This is a genomic window from Dechloromonas denitrificans (genome assembly GCF_020510665.1).
In the GTDB taxonomy this organism is placed as follows: domain Bacteria; phylum Pseudomonadota; class Gammaproteobacteria; order Burkholderiales; family Rhodocyclaceae; genus Azonexus; species Azonexus denitrificans_B.
This window is the reverse complement of sequence record NZ_CP075187.1, coordinates 2,609,289-2,628,968: the sequence shown is the minus strand read 5'-3', so window position 1 is coordinate 2,628,968 and position 19,680 is coordinate 2,609,289. Positions and strand designations below refer to the sequence as shown.

Here is a 19,680-nt window from a genome sequence, read left to right as displayed (position 1 = left end):
GGTGAGCGCTCAGGCTGAGTCGACGATTCGGCTGCCCGTATATTGAGATGTTTGTCCGTTGCTGCCGTAGAAAGTGTTTTCTTCAGCACGGCGGGTGAGAATGGCTAATGCTTGCGTGGTTCGTTCCAAATGAATGGCGACGAGTTTCGCATTCAGTTCATTCAGTCGTTTGGCGCTAAGCGCCGATGCCATCAGCGCCGTCCATTGGGCAGCGATTTTTACTTCAGATGGGTGCTGGGCCAGCCAGGCGGCCATCCGTTCTTTTTCCGGCAAGGCCGGATTACCTGAAATCAGCGAGTTGCGCTGAGCTTCAAGTGCATTCAGTTGCTCAATCAGTGCAGATTTTTCAGCATGAATGGCTGGCAGCGATTCTGGCTTGGCCGTGCTTAGTGCGTTCTGTTCATCAGTCAGAAGCGCAACAAAACGCGAAACCAGCAATGTTTCGCGTTCCAGTATCTGGCTGAGAGGCAGCATCAGGCGTTGCGTTGCGAATTGACCAGGTCGCGCGCGGAATCCAGCAGTCTGCCGGCAATTGCTTCAGGATTGATCTTGAAGCGCCCCTGGGCGATTGCATCCTTGATTTCCTGGATTTTGGCAAGGTTGACCGGAGGCTTTTCGCTGGCCTGAAGGGTGCCAGCGAGTGTGCTCAAGCTCACAGCCTCGGTGGACGACGGGGTTTCAGCCGGGGATTTCGGCTGCTGCCGCGTCGGCGGGGGCGTGCTGGTGGTCTTGTAGGAGTTGTCGATTTTCATGGTTGTTCTCGCAATACTTTGGAACTCATATGGCTTAACGGCCATTCAGGTTCAAACTTTAGCCTAAAAAGATATTTCTACACTGCCATCACTGCGTGCAGTGCCGCTCACGGTTTGTCCTGAATTCATTCGAACCTGAACCAGTTGCCCTTCTGCTGCATTGTTGATGGCTTTTCCCTCGCCGCTGACGGCAAATCCAGCCCCTTTTGAGATGACGCGAACCGATTGTCCCTGGCGGATCACCATCGGGGAAATCAATTGATCGCTGCGCAGTAATTGGCCAGCCCCCAGTGAGTTGCGCAGTGTTTTGCCGAGCGCGGCTGCGGGGTCGGAAATAATGCCGGTTGGCAGCGTGGATACATCTCCGGACAGGACATGCAGGTCACCTGCCTGAATTGCCTGGCCGGCGAGAATTGAGCGTGCGGTGGTGACGTAATTGCCGGTGACAAGTATTTCGGCCGGAATCAGGATGTTCCAGGCGTTCGGCGTCAGGCAGCGAATGCCGACACTGGTTTTTCCCATCATTTTGGCGCCGGGCGGTGTGTAGGCTTCAAGCGCCGCGCAGGGAGGCAGACGGCTGGTATCGATTTTGCCAAGCCGAATCGTGACTTTGCCTGGGAGTCCCTTGGTTTGGATCTGAATGTGGCGCTCAGCGGTATCGAGTACCGGATCGATTTCGGCTGCGGCCAGCAGGTTGCAGGCAATAAGCAGGGGCAGCAAAAAAACGTATATGAGGCGCATGCCGCCATTGTGCACGACCTCTTCCCGGCATGGAATAGTAAGGCCGGCAAGAATTGCCGTGCAGTCGCTTGGGAGAGGTGAATTTGCATCTAACTCTATGATTTTAATGCTTGGCACGCTAACTGCTTTAAATCGTGTGATTTTTTGGAGTGGACCATGTCATCAATCGCACAGCACGTATCTGTTCTCAGCCAGGCAATGAATTTGAGATCCCAGCGCCATCAGGTGCTCGCCTCGAATATCGCCAATGCCGATACCCCGCAATACAAAGCGCGTGATTTCGACTTTCAGGGGGTGATGCAAAATGCACTGGCCGGCCGGGCGAGTGCTGGTGGCGTTTCCTTGATGACCACTTCGAGCGGCCACATGCGCGGAGATGGCTCCGGCGGTGCGGCCAATTTGAAATTTCGTGGAGAAACCCAGTCGGCCGTTGATGGAAATACTGTCGATATGGATGTGGAGCGCACTCAGATTGCTGAAAATGCTTTGCAATATCAGGTGCTTACTCAATTGATCAGCGACAAGTTCAAGGGCATGCGCAGTGCCCTCGCTTCAAACCAGGGTTGAGGAGCCATAAATGAGCCTCTTTAATGTTTTTCAAGTGTCGTCCAGTGCCATGACAGCGCAGTCGATGCGTTTGAATACCACAGCGTCCAATTTGGCGAATGCCGACAGTGTCGTGTCGTCCGATGGCAAGCCTTATCGCGCCAAGCAGGTTGTTTTTGAAGCGACGCCCATGGGCAATGCGGGAGAGTCCTCAAAAGGCGTTCGGGTTCGGCAGATTGTTGAAGATGCTTCACCGGCGCGGATGGTTTACGACCCCAAGAATCCTGCGGCAGATGAAAAAGGCTACGTGGCATTTCCAAACGTCAATGTCGTTGAGGAAATGACCAACATGATCTCTGCATCGCGCTCGTACCAGACCAATGTTGAAGTAATGAATACCGCCAAGACCATGATGCTGCGTACTTTGCAGATCGGTCAGGGCTAACCGGGAGAATCGCCATGGCAACCGCCGTCAATAGCTCTACCAGTTCAAACACATCGCTGATTTCCTCGTTGAATGGTTCGTCTACAACGACCAAAACCACGACGGCGGATGAGATGCAGACTCGCTTCCTGAATCTCCTGGTGACCCAGTTGAAGAATCAGGATCCGCTCAATCCGATGGATAACTCGCAGATGACCACTCAGTTGTCGCAGATCAGTACCGTGAGCGGTATCGAGAAGCTCAATGCGACGATGGAGAAATTGCTCGGCAATTATTCCGGATCGCAAACGATGCAAGCGGCAGCAATGATCGGCAAAACGGTATTAACTGCCGGGAATGCGCTGGCGCTGGGGAATTACGGCGCGGTCGGTGGCGTGACGCTGGATGGTGCCGCAGATAAGGTTACCGTTTCGATTACCGACTCGGCTGGCAAAGTGGTTCAGACTCAACAGCTTGGCGCACAGCCGGCCGGAACCATGAATTTCTCCTGGGATGGAAAATCGGATGCGGGTGTCGATCTGCCGAATGGTGATTACAAATTCACCGTCAAGGCAGTTCGTGGTGATGCAGAGGTGAAAACAACGGCTCTCCAGGCTGGCACAGTAAATGCTGTGACTTTGGCCAAGGATGGATTGTCGCTGCAACTGGCCAACAACAAGACGGTGGCTTACAGCGACGTCCAACAAATCATGAATTGATCGGGGTTCATCATGGCATTCCAACAAGGTTTGAGCGGTCTGAACGTTTCCTCCAAGGCGCTTGACGTTATCAGCAACAACATCGCCAATGCGTCGACCGTAGGTTTCAAGGGCGGTCAGGCACAATTTGCCGACGTTTATGCAGCCTCCTTGGGGGTTGGTGGTGGTTCGCAAGTGGGTATCGGGGCATCGCTGCCGGTTGTTCAGCAACAGTTTTCGCAGGGCAATGTTTCCAATTCGAATAACCCGCTTGATATCGCGGTCAACGGTTCCGGCTTCTTCCGTCTGCAAAAAAATGCAGCGGACCAGACGATTACCTACACCCGTAACGGTCAGTTCCATCTTGACGACCAAGGCTTCATCGTCAATGCGCAGAAAAACAATCTGACGGGCTATCCGATCGAGAACAATGTGACCAATCGTGCTGCGCTGATTCCGGTTCAGCTGGATACGACAGGCGTTGTTCCTCGCGCAACTGGTGCTTCCCCGACCAATCCGGGAATCGTGACGCAAATGAACTTCGATGACCGTGACTTGAAGTCGCTGACATCGGGAACGCCAAACAATCTTGCTCCGTGGTCGGCAAACACGTCTTTCCCACCGAATAACCTGAATACCTTCAATTATTCGACGTCTGTCACGGTCTACGACCAAAAAGGCAACGATCACGCACTGTCGATGTATTTCACCCGGGTAGGCAACTCGGATGGTGCGACACCGGCCAAGAACTTGTGGAACGTTCACTACGTACTTGATAACAAGGATATTACCGGACAGATTCAATCTGCGACCCAGGCCGTGACAACGGGTGTGCCCACGCTTGAGTTTGGCGGTGACGGCCAGATCGTGACCACCGGTTTTGTCGGTGGTGCCGGTGTCACCAAGACGGATACGATTACGGCGAGCGGTGGCCCCGAGAATGCCCGGCTCAGCTACAACTCACTGGCCAGCGTGGCTTCGGTGACCGGGCCAGGAGGCGCTCCCGTCTATGTGGCGGGTACCGACTATACATTCAACGCTGGTACCGGTGTGCTGGATACCGGCGGGATTGCGGTTGGTGCCAACCTTGTCGTGACGTACACGACAAGCCCAACGGCCATGGCGACCGATTACAAGTTCAATATCGATGTTGCAGGCCTGGATGCCTACGAGTCACCTGTCGGGAGTGGTGTGTTCCCATTCCGCGGTTTGTTCGACGTGGCAACCCAGCCAACCATTCCGCTCGACTTTGATAACAGTACCCTGTTCGGCAGCGGCTACGATGTCAATAAACTGGTTCAAGACGGTTATCCGTATGGTCGTCTGAGTGGCGTTTCGGTTTCTTCTGACGGCATTCTGCGCGGCAACTACAGCAATGGGCAGACCAAGGATATCGCTCAACTGGTGCTGGTGGACTTCATTTCCCCGACCGGTCTGGCCAGCCTGGGTAATAACCAGTGGGGTGAAACCTCAGCCTCCGGGCAGCCCCTGATCGGCGATCCGGGAACTGGTAATCGCGGCGTCTTGCAGTCCTCGGCCGTTGAAGAGGCGAATGTCGATTTGACGCAGGAGCTGGTCAATCTGATTACGCAACAGCGTAACTATCAGGCCAATGCGCAGTCGATCAAGACCCAGGACCAGGTGCTTCAGACGCTGGTCAACCTTCGCTAATTAATCGACTGAGCCTGAGCCACTGACATGGATCGTCTGATCTACACCGCAATGACCGGCGCCAAGCATGTATTCATGCAACAAGCCGGTACAGCCAATAATCTGGCCAACGCCAGCACTGTCGGCTTCAAGTCGCAGGAGCACCGCTTCCGGGCGGTGCCAGTGATCGGTGAAGGGATGCCGACCCGGGCTTTCGTGGTCGACGCGTCAGTCAGCGATGTTTTCGATGAAGGCCCGCAGATGTTTACCGGGCGCAACCTGGATGTTTCCGTCAAGGGGCGCGGCTGGTTGGCGGTGCAGACGCCGGATGGTGGTGAGGCTTATACCCGGGCGGGTAGCCTGGATGTCGATGTGAACGGTCAGTTGCAAACCAAGGGGGGTCTGGCGGTCGTTGGCGACGGCGGGCCGATCAGCATCCCGCCCGACAACCACATTGAAATCGCGCCGGACGGCACGGTTTCCGTTGTGCCGACGACAGGTCTGCGCAACAACGCCAATGCGATCGGGCGGATCAAGATGGTTAATCCGCCCGAAGAAGATCTGGTGCGTGGTTCGGATGGCCTGTTTCGCCTGAAGAGCGGCGATCCGGCCCCGCTGGATGAACGTGTCAAGCTGACTTCCGGGACGCTTGAAGGCAGTAACGTCAATGTGACGGATGCGATGGTCAATTTGATCAGCCTGTCGCGCCAGTTCGAAATGCAAATCAAGATGCTGCAAACCGCAGATACCAATGCCCAGCGTGCCGACCAGCTGCTGTCGCTGAATTCCTGATAGGACCTGACCCATGATTCGTTCCCTGTGGATTGCCCGTACCGGCCTGGATGCCCAGCAAACCCAGCTCGATGTGATTTCGAACAATCTGGCTAACGTCAGTACCAATGGCTTCAAGCGCGGCAAGGCGGTTTTTGAGGATCTGCTTTACCAGACAATGCGTCAGCCAGGCGCCCAGTCGTCGCAGCAGACGCAACTGCCCACCGGCCTGCAACTGGGAACGGGGGTCCGGCCGGTGTCGACCGCAAGAATCTTCACTCAGGGCAATATTCAGAAAACCGACAGCACGCTGGATATCGCCATCCAGGGGAATGGTTTCCTGCAAATCCAGATGCCGGATGGCAGTACGGCCTATACCCGTGATGGCTCGTTCCAGAAGGATAGTACCGGCCAGATCGTGACCTCAGAAGGCTATCCCTTGCAGCCGGCCATCACGATTCCGGCCGATGCCCTGTCGCTGACGATTGGCACCGATGGTGTGGTCAGCGTGACGCAGCCGGGTAATCCGCAGCCGACGACTCAGATCGGCCAGATTCAGCTGGCGACGTTTATCAATCCGGCCGGCATGCAGAGTGTTGGCCAGAACCTTTTCCTGGAAACCGCTTCGAGCGGGACCCCAACGCCGAATACGCCGGGAACGAACGGCGCCGGTATCGTCAATCAGGGCTATGTTGAAACGTCCAACGTCAATGTGGCCGAAGAGTTGGTGACGATGATCCAGACCCAGCGGGCTTATGAGCTGAACTCCAAGGTCGTGTCGACCTCCGATGCCATGCTCGGCCGGCTGACTCAGCTGTGAGGTGAAATCATGAAACGTTTCCTGTTACTGGTTGTTGCAGCCATGGCCGGATGCACCACGGTTCCGGCAACCAACATTCATCAGCCGATGTCCGCCCGGCCCGCCCCGCGCATGGAGATGGCGAGCGGCAATGGGTCGATCTATCAGGCGGCCGGCAGCCGTCCTCTTTTTGAGGATAGGCGTGCGCGATTCGTCGGCGATACGATCACGATTACGATCACTGAAAGCAATACCGCCTCCAAGACGTCGAATAACAAGCTCGACCGTTCCGGCTCGAACGTCGCCTCCGTTTCGGCTATGGCAGGTTTGCCCGGGCAGTCGGCTCTCGGACTCAACCTGAATACCAAGACGGCCAACGCCTTCGAGGGTAAGGGCGAGGCGGGTAACAAGAATAGTTTCAGCGGCAGCATCACGGTGACCGTCATCGATGTCCTGCCGAACGGGAATTTGCTGGTTTCCGGTGAAAAGCAGGTCGCCGTGGGCGATGAGCAGGAATACGTCCGCCTTTCCGGTGTGGTCAATCCGGCATTCGTCGATGCGGCCAATACGATCAGCTCATCGAAGGTGGCTGATGCCAGAATCGAATACAAGTCGGCCGGGCAGTTGAGCGAAGGCATGATGATGGCCTGGCTTGGTCGTTTCTTCCTGAATGTGATGCCATTCTGATGCGAGGTTGAATCATGGCTTTTATCCAGGCATTAAGCGGCTTGTATGGTGCAGCCACCGGGCTGGATGTCATTGGCAACAACTTGGCCAATGCCAGTACCGTCGGCTATAAAAACTCGCGTGCCGAGTTCTCGGATATTTTCAATTCCTACCTGAAAGCAGGCGTTGGCGGCGGCGCGTTATCACCCGGTGTGGCTCAGCAATTTACCCAGGGCTCACTGGCCTCAACCAATAACGGGCTCGATTTCTCGATCAACGGCAATGGCATGTTTCAGGTTGTTTCCGATACAACCGCGACAGCCAGCGTTGCCTATACCCGTAATGGTGAATTCCATTTTTCCCCGGTGCCAACCGCCGCGGGGACGGCGCCGGCTGAGAAATACATTGTCAATGCCAACGGCAGCTATCTGACCGGTTGGGCGGAAGGCGTTGCCACAACGACGGCGCCGAGTGCCCTGAAGTTGATCGACTCGATTGCCGCCAAGCAAACCACAACCAGCAACCTGCGTTTCAATCTTGATGACCGGGCTAGCGTACCGACCGATCCTGTGTTTTCTCCGAACTCACCGGCTTCATTCAACTGGTCAAGTTCGCAAGAGGTCTTTTCAGGCGTTAACGGGGATACCAAGGCCCATGCGCTGACGCTCTATTTCGTCAAGACCGCCACACCGAATACTTGGGAAGTGCATACCCGGATTGATGGTGCAGTTCCGGCAGAAGAAGCCGGTGGACCGCGGCAACTGGTTTTTTCGCCAAGCGGTTCGCTGCTTTCCGGTGGAAATATCACGAGTAGCGGCCCTGTTACGGCAGAAAGCAAGGCAACGGACCCGGTGACTGGTGCCGTTACGCTGACCAGTTCAACCGTAACCTTGCCGATTTCAATCGATTTTGGCCAGACAACCCTGTTTGCCAGTGGTTTCGATTCCGGTAAATCCCTGCAGGATGGCTACAAGGATGGTTTGCTTGCCGGGACCAGCTTGTCGACCGACGGGACCATCCAGGGGCGTTATTCGAATGGGCAGACGCAAAACATGGGGAAGGTTGCTTTGGCCACCTTCATCAATCCCAATGGCTTGCAGTCGATCGGTAGCAATCTGTGGCGCGAAACGAGTCATTCCGGTGCGGCTAATATCGGCAGCGCAGCACAAGGCGGGCGTGGCGTGACGGCATCGAATTCGCTGGAGCAGGCCAATATCGATACGGCAGCCCAGTTGGTCGATATGATCACCATGCAGCGGAACTACCAGGCCAATGCCCAGACGATCAAAACGCAGGATGACATGCTTAAGACCCTGACCGGCTTGCGTTGATTTATCTGCCAGCCTGCGGGCTGGCACGTTTCTTTCTTAAGTGATGCCATTCAAGAGAAAATCTCGCGGAGGCGCATCATGAACAAGAAAAACGGCAAATGGTTCCGGCAAGCGGCAATGCTCGCCGCCCTGGCTTTGCCCATGGGTATGCAGCCCGCCTTCGCCGAACGAATCAAAGACCTTGCCAGCATTCAGGGGGTCCGCAATAACCAGTTGATCGGTTACGGCATCATCGTCGGCCTGGACAATACCGGCGACCAGACGACCCAGACTCCTTTCACGACGCAAGCCATGGGCAACATGCTGTCCCAGATGGGGGTCAATCTGGCGCCGGAACAGGCTACCAAGCTGCAGCTCAAGAATGTGGCTGCGGTCATGGTCACGGCGGTATTGCCGCCGTTTGCCAAGCCTGGCCAGCCGATCGATGTGACTGTTTCCTCGATCGGCAATGCCAAGAGCCTGCGCGGCGGCACCTTGCTGATGAGCCAGTTGAAAGGTGCTGACGGACAGGTCTATGCCGTGGCACAGGGAAATGTCCTGGTTGGCGGGGTCGGTGCCTCATCGGGCGGTTCGAAAGTTACGGTCAACCACCTTTCAGCCGGCAGAATTCCGGGGGGCGCGACGGTTGAGCGTGCGGTCAGTACGCCGCTGGGCCAAGGTGGATTTGTCTATTTTGAGTTGGCCGGCAGTGATTTCAGTACGGCTCAAAAAGTGGTCGATGCGATCAATAAAAGCATGGGGCCGGGAACGGCTCAGGCGCTCGACGGGCGCCGGGTTGCCGTGCGCGCGCCGGATGATCCGGATGCTCGGGTTTCCTTCTTGGGGCGCATTGAAAATCTCGATATCAAACCCGAAATCGGTATGGCCAAGGTCGTGGTTAATCCCAGAACCGGCTCGGTCGTCATGAATCAGAAAGTCACACTGGATGCCTGTGCTGTGGCGCATGGCAGCCTGTCCGTCGTGGTCGGGGAGCAGCAGCCGGGTGGCGGTGCCGATGTCCAGGTCAAGCAGGATGCCGGCAGCCTGATGAACATCAAGGCCGGGGCTAACCTGGCCGATGTCGTCAAGGCATTGAATGCACTGGGTGCCAATCCGCTCGATCTGCTGGCCATTCTGCAGGCAATGAAAGCTGCCGGTGCCTTGCGTGCCGATCTCGAAATCATCTGATCGATCGATATGGCTGGAAAAATACAGGACTCTCCAAATCGTGCCGCCTTTGATGTGCGCTCGGCTCAGGATTTGCGCAGCCAGTTCCAGAAAGATCCGAAGGAAGGCTTAAAGGCTGCGGCACAGCAGTTCGAGACGCTTTTTCTTCAGATGGTGATGAAGAGCATGCGCGACGCAACGCCGCAGGACGGTTTGCTCAACAGCGATCAGTCTCGCTTCTATACCGGTCTGCTGGATCAACAGATGGCGCAAAACATGGCCGGATCGGGAAAGGGTGTTGGCTTCGCAAAGCTGATCGAACAGCAACTTGGGCGCAATTTGGGCTCGAGCGAGACGCCGGTTGATTTGAGTGCGCCGGCAAATGCTGCCGCTGACAATTTGCCGCTGACGGCATCCGATGGCCGGCATCTTCAGTTCAAGCCGGTTTTGAGTAATTTACCGACCTCGTCGACATACCAGGCGGGGAAGGTTGCAACGCCGTCGGTTCAATCGACCGATGTTCCTGCCACGTCGAGCGAGTTCGTCAATCGCGTCTGGCCGCATGCTGTTGAAGCGTCGCGGTCGACCGGCATTCCGCCGCAATTCCTGGTGGCACATGCCGCGCTTGAAACCGGCTGGGGCAAGAGCGAAGTGCGTCGTGCAGACGGCTCGACGAGTTTCAACCTGTTCGGCATCAAGGCTGGAAAAAGCTGGAATGGCGCGACGGTGGACGCCAAAACGACCGAGTACGTAGATGGTCAGGCCCAGCAGTCGGTCGAGAGATTCCGGGCCTATGGTTCCTACGAAGAGTCGTTTCGTGATTACGCCAGTTTGCTGCGTAACAACCCGCGCTACGGAGCCGTCATTGGCTCACAGGATGGCACGGAGTTTGCTCGTCGTATGCAACAGGCAGGTTATGCCACCGATCCGATGTATGCCGACAAGCTCTCGCGCATCATCAACGGGCCAACGCTCCGGCAAGCGCTCATCGGCTGACAGCCCTGCCAGATCGCTCAACTTTCTGGGTGATCGGTCGATAATAAAGCGGTAAAGGAGCAGGTCATGGCAGGAATTTTCGGTATTGGCGTGTCAGGAGTTCAAGCAGCCCAGATGGGCATGCTGGTCACGCAGCACAACATCACCAATTCCAACACGCCTGGCTACAACCGTCAGTCGATTATTCAGGCTACCTCGCTGCCAGTCGGATTTTCCTCGGGATTTATCGGCAATGGCACACAGGTTTCTACGGTCAGCCGTCAGTACAACTCCTTCCTGACTGATCAGGTTCGTCAATCGAGCACCGAATACAGCTCACTGGAAGCCTATTTCAACCAGGTTCAGGTAGTTGATGATTTGCTGGCTGATGCAAATGCCGGTGTTTCTCCAGCACTGCAGGATTTTTTCAAGGGATTGCAGCAGGTTTCTGCCGCACCCTCATCCTTGCCAGCCCGCCAGTCGATGGTTTCAGCGGCGCAGGCGCTGGTTTCCCGTTTTCAGGGGGCAAATCAGCGGATCTCGGACCTGTTCGGTCAGGTCAATCAGCAAATCACCGATTCGGTGGCGCTGATCAACACGTACGGCAAGCAGATTGCCGCCTTGAACCAGCAAATCACGATTGCTCAGTCGGCGGTTAACCAGCCGGCCAACGACCTGCTGGATCAGCGCGACAACCTGATCAGCGAGCTCAATAAACTGGTCAAGGTCGAGACGATCTCCCTTGGGCAGGGGGGGCTTGAAGTCATGATCGGCAAAGGCCAGGTACTGGTCATGGGAACGCATACCAATGAGTTGTCTGCCGTGCGTTCAAGTGCCGACCCGACCCGGACAACGATTGCCATCGATCTTGGCAATGGCAAGCAGGAACTGCCCGAAAATATTATTGAAGGTGGACAGTTGGGTGGCTTGCTGGCATTCCGCAGCGAAACGCTGGATACCGCCGTTAATTCGCTCGGCAAGGTTGCAGCCTCGCTGGCGCTGACATTCAATGCGCAGCACGCAACCGGGATGGATCTTCTCGGAAACAGCGTCGGTGTGGGCGGTGCCAACGATAGTGGATTCATCGCGAATTTTTTCACCATCCCGAATCCCAAGGTTATCCCTTCCAATCCGGCCGGGCCGCAGGTCAGTGCAACATTCACGCCGCCGAAAATGACATCCGGTACGGATGGTAACTATTTTACGGATATCACCAATAACGACTACCGGCTTGAGTACAACGGAGCCAATTTCACCCTGACACGTTTACAGGATGGCGTTAATTGGTCTGACACGACCCTGGCTGGCTTGAATACTCAAATCAATGACCGGACCGACCCGCGTGGTGCGCAAGGGATTACGCTGGCTGACAATGGGGCAGCTTATTCCGATGGTGATTCTTTCCTGATCGAGCCGACGCGCGAAATGGCCAAGAACATCAAGGTCGATGAGCGGATTGCCAACGATGTCCGCTTGATCGCCGCGGCATTGCCTGTTCGCGCCAGTGTCAGTTTGACCAATCAGGGGACCATGAAGGTCAGCGTTAACCGTGTCACTCAGGATCTGACAGCGACAGCTCCTGGCCCGGCCTATCCGGTCAAGATCGGTATCAGTGCCGATGGCGCTTCCCTGACGCTGGGGGATGCGGGCGGACCTTATGGCGTGACCAATCCCGGCCCATTCCAGGTGACAGCCTATCCGAGCGGCGGAGGGGCTCCGACGACCTATACGCTCGAATATCCCGCCAGTGCAACGCCGCCGCCGACTGCTTCCGGCATGACTTACGAGATCTGGGACGGCAATAGCCGGGTTCAGTTCTCGATCAGCGGTACGGCGCGTCCCGGCGATACGTTTTCGCTGGATATGAACGACAGCAGTACCGGCGGCAAGATCGGTGTTTCGGATAGCGGCAACATGCTGTTGCTCGGCAAACTGCAGACCCAGAATACGTCAGATGGTGCGGCAACCAGTTATCAGGGGGGCTATGCCCAGATGGTGTCTGATATCGGTAACAAGGCTCGTGAAATCGAAGTGACCAAGGACGCTCAAAAAGCGCTGGTCGACCAGGCCGATGCGGCAAGAAGTGCCGAGTCGGGTGTCAATCTCGATGAAGAGGCCGCCAATTTGCTGAAGTTTCAGCAGCTTTATCAGGCATCTGCCCGCTCGATCAGTGTCGGCCAGAAGCTCTTCGACGAATTGTTGTCGATCGCTCGCAACTAACGAGGCAAAACATCATGAGAGTCAGTACCAATCAGATGTATTACGCCGGGACGACCAATATCATTAATGGTCAGTCGGATATCTACAAAACGCAAAACCAGCTGTCTACCGGGCGCAAGATTTTGACACCGCGCGATAATCCGGTTGATTCGACCCTGGCCTTGATGACGACCCAGTCGAAGGAGGTCAATGCCACCTTCCTGAAAAACCAGGGCATGGCCGCCGACCACCTGGGAGATCTCGATACCCAGCTTGGCTTGGCCAGCGATCTCCTGCAGGATGTCCTGTCGCGCAGCATCCAGGGGGGCAATAGCTCCTACAGTCCGACGCAGAAGCAGGCTATTGCCGAAGAGTTGAAACGGCGTCTCGAAAGTCTGGTTGATATTGCCAATGCGCGTGATGGTTCCGGCGATTACATGTTTGCCGGCAACACGACCAATTCGAAGCCTTTCAGTGTCAGCGGCAGTGGCGGCAATTACAGCCTGGGTGGAACGCCGATTGTTTCCTACAGCGGTGACGATGGTCGTCGCCTGTTGCAGGTTGAAGCTTCTCAGGATGTGGCGACGAGCGAGTCCGGGCAAGATGTGTTCATGCGTGTCACGAATGCCAGTGGCGACTTGCTGGGGCGCAGTGTGTTCGATGCCGTCAAAAACATGATCGACACCCTGGATTCGAGCAGCGGTGTCGTACCGGCGCCAAGCTACGACCAGGCGCTGGGTGACCTGCATGCTTCGCTCGATCATATTTCGAAGGCGCGTGCATCGGTCGGTGCGCGGATCAACCAGCTCGATTCACTGACCGAGGCTGGTGGCGACTTGTCAGTCAAATATGAGACGCGCCTGGCTAATCTGGAAGGTCTGGACTATGCGGAAGCGATTTCCCGGTTGAGCCAGCAAAAAATGCAGCTTGAAGCCTCGCAACAGTCATTCGTCAAAACGAGTGGCTTGAGCTTGTTCAATCTCATCTCATGAAGCGCCTGGCTTTTTTGCTGGCGCTGTGCGCCACGCTGACTGCTTGCAGTTCGACGGGAACGGCCGGTAAATCGCTGATTCCTGACAAAGCAATCCAGTTGACCGCGAAAACCTCGATTTCCTTGTCGAATCTGGCCACCGGCTTGGCTGTCGCGGCAGCGATTCATCTTGTGTACGACCCGCTGGCACCCAATTGGGAAATCGAAGAGTCGCGGCTGAATGACGATACTTATCGTTTTTCGCTCAAGATGAAGCGCTACCACACCGGAGGCGCCGGTGAGTCGATCCAGATTCTCAAGCGTCGGGCCAGTCAGCTTCAGTATGAGCAAGGCTATGCCAGTTACCAGATCATGGAGTACAGCGAAGGGATCGATTCGCAAACCATCGGTGCCCGACGTATGGCCGAAGGGACGATCCGGCTGGTTCAGCGCCAGCAGGCTGACTCATTCATGCTCAACGAGCGGAATTAACGCAGGCTGCCCGGTACGGCAAATCCAAGCATGGCGCTCATGGCATATTCGTAGAGTGCCTGAATCGGAACCGCAAGGTAATTCATGCTGATGGCCAGCGCAAAGAATCCGCCAAGCAAAGTCAGCGGGAAGCCCAGTGAAAAGATGTTGAGCTGAGGTGCGGCTCGCGTCAGTACAGCCAGCGCAACGTTGATGATCATCAGGGCAACGATGACGGGCAAGGCGATCAACAGGCCGGCCGAAAAAATCTTGCCGGCAAGTTCTGCCAGATTGAGCCAGCTTCCAGCGCCGAGCGGATTGGGGCTGACGGGGATGACCTGGAAGCTTTGGGCCAGTGTGGCAACAAACACCAGGTGGCCGTTGATTGAAAGAAAAATCAGCAGGCCGATGAGCCCGAGAAATTCGGCAATCACAGGTGTTTGTGACGAGTTGAGTGGGTCGTAAAAGGTGGCAAAGCCCAGGCCCATTTGCGAGGAAATGAACTCGCCGGCCAGGTCGACCGCAGAAAATACAATCCGTGCGGCAAACCCCATCGCGATGCCGATCAGCATTTCCATGAAGAGTATCCAGAGCCCGGCCAACGAGCCGGGGGCGACGTTGGGCATGGCGGGGAGCATGGGGGCCAGTGCAATGGTGATCGCAATGGCGAGGATGAGCCTGGTTCGCCGGGGGATGCCCGCAGTGCTCCAGAGCGGTACGGCGGCAATGAACGAGAGAATCCGGATCAGCGGGTAGGCAAACGCAACAATCCAGGCGTCCAGTTGCGCAGTCGTCAGATTGATCATCTCAGCCGATCAACTGTGGGATGCTCTCGAAGAGGCGCTGGATGTAGTCCATCATATATTGCAGCATCCATGGTCCGACCAGCAGCAGCACGAGGAACATGACGACAAGCTTCGGGACAAATTGCAGCGTCGATTCATTGAGCTGCGTGGCTGCCTGAAAAACGCTGACGATCAGGCCGATGATCAGGGCCGAGAGCAGCATCGGTGCAGACATCAGCAAGGTGACCTCGATCGCCTGCCGGCCAATTTCCATGACGGTGCCCGGTGTCATGAGCCGAAACTCTGCACCAGCGAACCGATCACCAGATGCCAGCCATCGACCAGCACGAATAGCATCAGCTTGAACGGCAGGGCGACCATGACCGGCGACATCATCATCATGCCCATCGACATCAGCAGGCTTGCAACCACCATGTCGATAACGAGAAACGGGATAAAGATGATGAAGCCGATCTGAAAGGCTGTTTTCAGTTCGCTGATTACAAAGGCCGGAATCAGGATGCGCAGCGGCGTGTCTTCCGGTTTTTCGATGCGGGAAATCTTTGCGACACTGGCAAACATCGCCAAGTCTGCTTCACGTGTCTGCTTGAGCATGAAGGTACGCATCGGGACAGCCGCCCGTTCGCCCGCCTGCATGATGTTGATCTTGCTCTCCGAGAGCGGGACGTAGGCTTCGGTGTAAACCCGCTCCAGCGTCGGTGACATGATGAAGAAAGTGAGAAAGAGTGCCAGCCCGACCAGGACCTGATTCGGCGGCGAGGTCTGAGTTCCCATCGCGTGGCGCAAGAGCGACAGAACGATGATGATTCGCGTGAAACTGGTCATCATCAGCACTGCTGCCGGAATGAAGGTCAGCGCTGTCATCAGCAGCAGGGTCTGGATGGTCAGCGAATATGTCGTACCGCCGCCGCCCGATGGCGTGCTGGTGATCGCCGGCAATCCGCCGGCTGTCTGGGCCAGGGCCAGTCCGACAGGCGCCAGCAGGCAAAGGGCAAGTGAAAGGCGTTTAATCATTGATGCGGCGATCGGTAATCGACTTCAGCCAGGTGGCGAAGGGGGCGTCGGCATGTTCTGCCAGATGATCTGCCGCCGGCGCTCCTTTAGGGAGCGAGTGCAGGGTGCGAATTTGTCCGGGAACGATCCCGATCACCAGCCAGGTATCGCCGACCTCAACCAGGACCAGGCGCTCCCGGGGGCCCAGGGCAACGCCGCCGATGACTTTCATGCCGCCCTGGCCGAAAATCTTTCCGCCCGACACCTTGCGTGCCAGCCAGGTGGTGCCGAGCAGCAAGCCAATGATCAGGCATAACGCCAAACCCGCCTGAACATAGCTGCTGGCAGAAACGCCTGGCGCAGGTGTGTCGGTTGCGAGAGCAGGAAAGGAAGCGAGAAGCAGGGTCAGATAGCGCAGCAAAAGGACGGCCCGCAGGTAAGTGAACAGGGCGCTATCTTAAACCGAAATGGGTTTGGCCGAACTGCTGCGGTCGACCGCAGCAAAGGGGCCATTTCAACGATTGAGTTTGCGCATCCGCTCGGAGGGCGTGATGATGTCCGTCAGGCGGATACCGAATTTGTCATTCACGACAACCACTTCACCTTGCGCGATCAGTGTGCCATTGACCAGCACATCCATCGGTTCGCCCGCCATGGCATCCAGCTCGACGACCGAGCCATGAGCCAGTTGCAGCAGGTTCTTGATGGTGATCTTGGTCCGGCCGAGTTCGACGGTAATCTGGACGGGAATGTCCAGAATCATGTCGAGCTCGTTCATCATCCCGCTTGCACCACCACCGCCGCCAAAGGATGGAAAGATGTCGGCCGGCTGGGCTGCCGGGGCATCGGTGATCGCCTGTTCCGCCATGGCAGCAGCCCAGTCGTCTTCGCTGATCTGTTCTTCGGTTGTGTTGTTTTCTGTATTTTCCATGTCCTCGGACATCTCATTCTCCCGTTACCGGTTCCCCGGCGGGTGTATCAGGCAGCGCCGATATGAAACGCTCGACCTTAAGTGCATATTGGCCATTTTGCTGGCCATAGGAACATTCCATCAGCGGGACATTGTCGACCACGGCAGAAATGCGCTCGGCGATATTCAACGGAATGACATCACCGACCTTCAATTTCAAAATCTGGCCGAGTGAAATCTTGGCTGTGCCAAGGCGGGCAACCACTTCAACTTCAGCCCCTTGCAGTTGCTTGCGCAAGGTGCCGATCCAGCGCTTGTCGGTGGATAACTGGTCGCTCTGCATCGTGCTGTACAGCAAGTCACGAATCGGCTCCATCATCGAATAGGGGAAGCAGATGTGCATGTCGGCCGTTGCCCCGCCGAATTCAAGCGTAAACGTGGTTGAAACGACAATTTCAGCCGGTGTTGCGATGTTGGCAAACTGCGAATTCATTTCCGACCGGACGTACTCGAACGTGATGTCGTGTACGGGTTTCCACGATTTGCCGTACTCGGTAAACACCACATTCAGCAGCCCCTGGATGATGCGCTGCTCGGTCGGTGTGAAATCACGCCCTTCGACCCGCGTATGGAAGCGGCCATCACCGCCAAACATGTTGTCGACGACAAGGAACACCAGGTTCGGGTCGAAAACAAACAAGGCAGTACCACGCAAGGGCTTGGCAACGACCAGGTTCAGGTTGGTCGGGACAACCAGGTTCCGGATGAATTCACTGTATTTCTGAACACGGATCGGACCGACCGAAATTTCGGCGTTCCGATGCATGTAATTGAACAAGCCAATGCGCAGGTAGCGGGCAAAACGCTCGTTGATAAGTTCGAGCGTCGGCATGCGCCCACGAACGATACGTTCCTGGGTGCCAAGATTGTACGAGCGTATCCCGCCGCCATCTCCCGCGCCTTCTTCGGGTTCGTCGGTTTCCCCGGTGACGCCCTTCAGTAGGGCATCAACCTCGTCCTGGGAAAGAAAGTCGCCAGCCATGGCTCCTTACTGAATAATGAAAGAAGTGAAAAGGACAGCCTTGGCCGGACCTTCCGGCATGATCAACTCACCCTTCTTGGTCCGAGTGGGCGGCTCGATCGCCGTGTTGACCTCATCCTTCAGTGTTTCGGCCAGCTTTTCCTTGCCTTCCTTGGGCAGCAATTCGGACGCTTTCTTGCTGGAGAGCAAGAGCGTGATGTTGTTGCGAATCTTGGGCATCTGCGCTTTGAGTGCAGGCTCCGAGTGGGCATCGTCCAGTTCGACGGAAAGGATGACCTGCAAGTACTGGTCACCGTTTTCCGGGACAAGATTCACGGTGAACGGCTCAAGATTGACGAAAACCGGAGGCGCTTCCTTGGCGTCCTTCTTCTTCTCTTTTTTCTTCGGCTTGGCAGTCTCTTCGGCCGCTTCCTCGTCGTCTGCGTGATCGCCCTTCTTGAGCAGCATGAATGCAGCGCCACCGCCTGCCAGAACGACAACAAGCACCACGGCAATAATGATAATCAAGAGTTTTTTGCTCTTTTTGGGTGCTTCCGCCCCTTCTTCGGCTGGCTTGGCGTCTTTTGACATCTTGTCCCCTTATCGATTGATCTTGATGGCCGTTCAGGCAAACAGGTCTACCAGACCCCGCCCTCGCTGGATCGGCATGACGCCGACCAATGTATCCGAGCCACTATCGGCCGGAAGTATAGCGTTTTCGCCCGTCGAGCGGTTCCCGTTAGCAAATTGCTGTTGGGTTTCGCGCTGCTGCTGTGGCAATTGTGCGCCAACGCTGGTGTCACCCAATGTGATTCCTGCGCTGGAAAGCATTTCCCGCAGTTGTGGCATGGCTGTTTCGATGGCCTGGCGGACTTCTGCGTGGGCTGACGTGAAAACAGCCGAAGCCTGGTCGCCGTTCAGTGACAAAGAAATCTGCATCGGCCCCAGTTGTGGAGGATTGATGCTGATTTGCGCACTTTGCTGTTCGTTTTTGGCAAGCCAGACGACTTTTTCGCCAAATGCACCGCCCCAGGCAGCGTTCTGGAGCGGCGTTGAAATGCTGTGACTCCGTTCGGCAAAGTGGCTTTCTTGCTGGGCGTGGGTCGATGTCAGTGCACTCAGGGTGCTGGAAAAGCTGTTGCTGGTCGGCTGGGGGGGGCTTTCCACGGCAATATTTGCCGTTTCCGCCGGCTTGAAAATTGTTTCTGCTTTTTCTGTGCTTGCCGAAAGCCAGTCCGGCTTTGTCGAAATGCTCGATTGGCGTATCTCTGTGCCGGGCGGCGTGATGACGGTTTTTTCTACCTGTACGGGCAGCAGTGCGTTTGAGATTGCTACAGCGCTACCTGGGTGGGTGTCGTTGTTTTGGTTTGAATCCAGCAAGCCGGTGTTTGTTGGCGTATTGCCTTTGCGGCTACGCCCTTCGAGCAAGGAAATGGCATCCTTGGTCTCTGTCGTGACAACAGCGACGGTTACTTGTGCCGGAGGCAGCGGCAGGCCGTTCGGGACCATGCCCGACGGGTCGGTGAGCAATAACGGGTCGAGTGCTGCTTGCTCATCCGTTGCTTTTTCTTCTGGTTTGCCTGTCAGTGGGGTCTCTTCGAGAACCGGGGTCTGGGGCAGGATTTGTCCGCTGCTGAGTTGGGCTAGCAAGGCGGCAAAACCGGTGGTCGGCGCCGCATCCTCCGGCTGGGCTGCACTGCTTGCCTGAGAGGCTGCCGTGCTGCTGGCTACGGGGGGAATGCTGGCGCTTGAGGTGATGGTGATGCCCATGACGAATCCTGGCGAGGAACTGAATTGCTCATTAAAAAGCA

At 56.2% G+C, this 19,680-nt stretch carries 24 protein-coding genes; 13 read left to right on the top strand and 11 right to left on the bottom strand.

All coding sequences use genetic code 11. The features are described from left to right. Nucleotides 1-9: 9 nt before the first annotated feature. The 3 genes from KI614_RS12380 to flgA all read right to left on the bottom strand — a co-directional run bounded on the left by KI614_RS12380 (nucleotide 10) and on the right by flgA (nucleotide 1,610). A complete protein-coding gene (locus KI614_RS12380) occupies nucleotides 10-474 on the bottom strand; it encodes a flagella synthesis protein FlgN (protein WP_226406017.1) in 465 nt (154 codons plus the stop codon). Then, nucleotides 474-752, bottom strand: a complete 279-nt coding sequence (flgM, locus tag KI614_RS12375; protein ID WP_203467341.1) for a flagellar biosynthesis anti-sigma factor FlgM — start codon at nucleotides 750-752, stop codon at nucleotides 474-476. The genes KI614_RS12380 and flgM overlap by 1 nt, the downstream gene beginning before the upstream one ends. Before the next feature lie 63 nt (nucleotides 753-815). Then, nucleotides 816-1,610, bottom strand: coding sequence for a flagellar basal body P-ring formation chaperone FlgA (gene flgA, locus KI614_RS12370; RefSeq protein WP_226406016.1), 795 nt, complete (start codon nucleotides 1,608-1,610; stop codon nucleotides 816-818). An 81-nt stretch (nucleotides 1,611-1,691) separates the two neighbouring features. Between flgA and flgB the strand changes: the two genes are divergently transcribed. The 13 genes from flgB to KI614_RS12305 all read left to right on the top strand — a co-directional run bounded on the left by flgB (nucleotide 1,692) and on the right by KI614_RS12305 (nucleotide 14,160). Further along, on the top strand, nucleotides 1,692-2,060 hold the full coding sequence (flgB, locus tag KI614_RS12365; protein WP_413464153.1) for a flagellar basal body rod protein FlgB: 369 nt from the start codon (nucleotides 1,692-1,694) through the stop codon (nucleotides 2,058-2,060). A gap of 10 nt (nucleotides 2,061-2,070) precedes the next feature. Then, nucleotides 2,071-2,484, top strand: a complete 414-nt coding sequence (gene flgC / locus KI614_RS12360; RefSeq protein WP_203467339.1) for a flagellar basal body rod protein FlgC — start codon at nucleotides 2,071-2,073, stop codon at nucleotides 2,482-2,484. A 14-nt stretch (nucleotides 2,485-2,498) separates the two neighbouring features. Next, entirely contained in the window at nucleotides 2,499-3,182 is a 684-nt protein-coding gene (locus KI614_RS12355) for a flagellar hook assembly protein FlgD (protein WP_226406014.1), read from the top strand. Between the two features lie 12 nt (nucleotides 3,183-3,194). After that, nucleotides 3,195-4,832 carry a flagellar hook protein FlgE gene (gene flgE, locus KI614_RS12350; RefSeq protein ID WP_226406013.1) on the top strand — a complete coding sequence of 546 codons (1,638 nt, stop codon included), beginning with the start codon at nucleotides 3,195-3,197 and terminating at the stop codon, nucleotides 4,830-4,832. Between the two features lie 27 nt (nucleotides 4,833-4,859). Further along, entirely contained in the window at nucleotides 4,860-5,603 is a 744-nt protein-coding gene (locus tag KI614_RS12345; RefSeq protein ID WP_226406012.1) for a flagellar basal body rod protein FlgF, read from the top strand. Nucleotides 5,604-5,616: 13 nt separating this feature from the next. Next, nucleotides 5,617-6,402 (top strand): flagellar basal-body rod protein FlgG, encoded by a 786-nt coding sequence (gene flgG / locus KI614_RS12340; RefSeq protein WP_203467335.1) that lies wholly within the window; start codon nucleotides 5,617-5,619, stop codon nucleotides 6,400-6,402. A gap of 9 nt (nucleotides 6,403-6,411) precedes the next feature. Beyond that, nucleotides 6,412-7,068 carry a flagellar basal body L-ring protein FlgH gene (locus tag KI614_RS12335; RefSeq protein ID WP_226406011.1) on the top strand — a complete coding sequence of 219 codons (657 nt, stop codon included), beginning with the start codon at nucleotides 6,412-6,414 and terminating at the stop codon, nucleotides 7,066-7,068. Nucleotides 7,069-7,082: 14 nt separating this feature from the next. Next, nucleotides 7,083-8,378, top strand: a complete 1,296-nt coding sequence (locus KI614_RS12330) for a flagellar hook protein FlgE (RefSeq protein WP_226406010.1) — start codon at nucleotides 7,083-7,085, stop codon at nucleotides 8,376-8,378. Nucleotides 8,379-8,456: 78 nt separating this feature from the next. Further along, on the top strand, nucleotides 8,457-9,545 hold the full coding sequence (locus tag KI614_RS12325; RefSeq protein ID WP_413464152.1) for a flagellar basal body P-ring protein FlgI: 1,089 nt from the start codon (nucleotides 8,457-8,459) through the stop codon (nucleotides 9,543-9,545). Nucleotides 9,546-9,554: 9 nt separating this feature from the next. Further along, on the top strand, nucleotides 9,555-10,520 hold the full coding sequence (gene flgJ / locus KI614_RS12320) for a flagellar assembly peptidoglycan hydrolase FlgJ (RefSeq protein WP_226406009.1): 966 nt from the start codon (nucleotides 9,555-9,557) through the stop codon (nucleotides 10,518-10,520). A gap of 66 nt (nucleotides 10,521-10,586) precedes the next feature. Continuing rightward, nucleotides 10,587-12,719 carry a flagellar hook-associated protein FlgK gene (gene flgK / locus KI614_RS12315; RefSeq protein WP_226406008.1) on the top strand — a complete coding sequence of 711 codons (2,133 nt, stop codon included), beginning with the start codon at nucleotides 10,587-10,589 and terminating at the stop codon, nucleotides 12,717-12,719. A 14-nt stretch (nucleotides 12,720-12,733) separates the two neighbouring features. Further along, nucleotides 12,734-13,690: a flagellar hook-associated protein FlgL gene (gene flgL, locus KI614_RS12310; RefSeq protein WP_226406007.1), complete on the top strand. Its 957-nt coding sequence runs from the start codon at nucleotides 12,734-12,736 to the stop codon at nucleotides 13,688-13,690. Continuing rightward, nucleotides 13,687-14,160: a hypothetical protein gene (locus KI614_RS12305; protein ID WP_203467329.1), complete on the top strand. Its 474-nt coding sequence runs from the start codon at nucleotides 13,687-13,689 to the stop codon at nucleotides 14,158-14,160. The genes flgL and KI614_RS12305 overlap by 4 nt, the downstream gene beginning before the upstream one ends. On the opposite strand, the gene fliR is transcribed toward KI614_RS12305, so the two are convergent. From fliR to KI614_RS12265, 8 genes are all read right to left on the bottom strand, one after another. Then, nucleotides 14,157-14,945, bottom strand: coding sequence for a flagellar biosynthetic protein FliR (gene fliR, locus KI614_RS12300; RefSeq protein WP_203467328.1), 789 nt, complete (start codon nucleotides 14,943-14,945; stop codon nucleotides 14,157-14,159). The genes KI614_RS12305 and fliR overlap by 4 nt on opposite strands. Before the next feature lies 1 nt (nucleotide 14,946). Then, nucleotides 14,947-15,216 carry a flagellar biosynthesis protein FliQ gene (fliQ, locus tag KI614_RS12295; RefSeq protein WP_203467327.1) on the bottom strand — a complete coding sequence of 90 codons (270 nt, stop codon included), beginning with the start codon at nucleotides 15,214-15,216 and terminating at the stop codon, nucleotides 14,947-14,949. Continuing rightward, complete coding sequence (gene fliP, locus KI614_RS12290; protein ID WP_226406006.1) at nucleotides 15,213-15,959, bottom strand: flagellar type III secretion system pore protein FliP; 747 nt, start codon at nucleotides 15,957-15,959, stop codon at nucleotides 15,213-15,215. Before fliP ends, fliQ begins: the two co-directional genes overlap by 4 nt. Continuing rightward, on the bottom strand, nucleotides 15,952-16,359 hold the full coding sequence (gene fliO / locus KI614_RS12285; RefSeq protein WP_226406005.1) for a flagellar biosynthetic protein FliO: 408 nt from the start codon (nucleotides 16,357-16,359) through the stop codon (nucleotides 15,952-15,954). Before fliO ends, fliP begins: the two co-directional genes overlap by 8 nt. Nucleotides 16,360-16,452: 93 nt before the next feature. Continuing rightward, nucleotides 16,453-16,881, bottom strand: a complete 429-nt coding sequence (gene fliN / locus KI614_RS12280; protein ID WP_413464151.1) for a flagellar motor switch protein FliN — start codon at nucleotides 16,879-16,881, stop codon at nucleotides 16,453-16,455. A gap of 1 nt (nucleotide 16,882) precedes the next feature. Continuing rightward, nucleotides 16,883-17,890 carry a flagellar motor switch protein FliM gene (fliM, locus tag KI614_RS12275; protein WP_226406004.1) on the bottom strand — a complete coding sequence of 336 codons (1,008 nt, stop codon included), beginning with the start codon at nucleotides 17,888-17,890 and terminating at the stop codon, nucleotides 16,883-16,885. A 6-nt stretch (nucleotides 17,891-17,896) separates the two neighbouring features. Then, entirely contained in the window at nucleotides 17,897-18,397 is a 501-nt protein-coding gene (locus KI614_RS12270) for a flagellar basal body-associated FliL family protein (RefSeq protein ID WP_226406003.1), read from the bottom strand. A gap of 96 nt (nucleotides 18,398-18,493) precedes the next feature. Next, nucleotides 18,494-19,639, bottom strand: a complete 1,146-nt coding sequence (locus KI614_RS12265) for a flagellar hook-length control protein FliK (RefSeq protein WP_226406002.1) — start codon at nucleotides 19,637-19,639, stop codon at nucleotides 18,494-18,496. Between the last annotated feature and the right edge of the window lie 41 nt (nucleotides 19,640-19,680).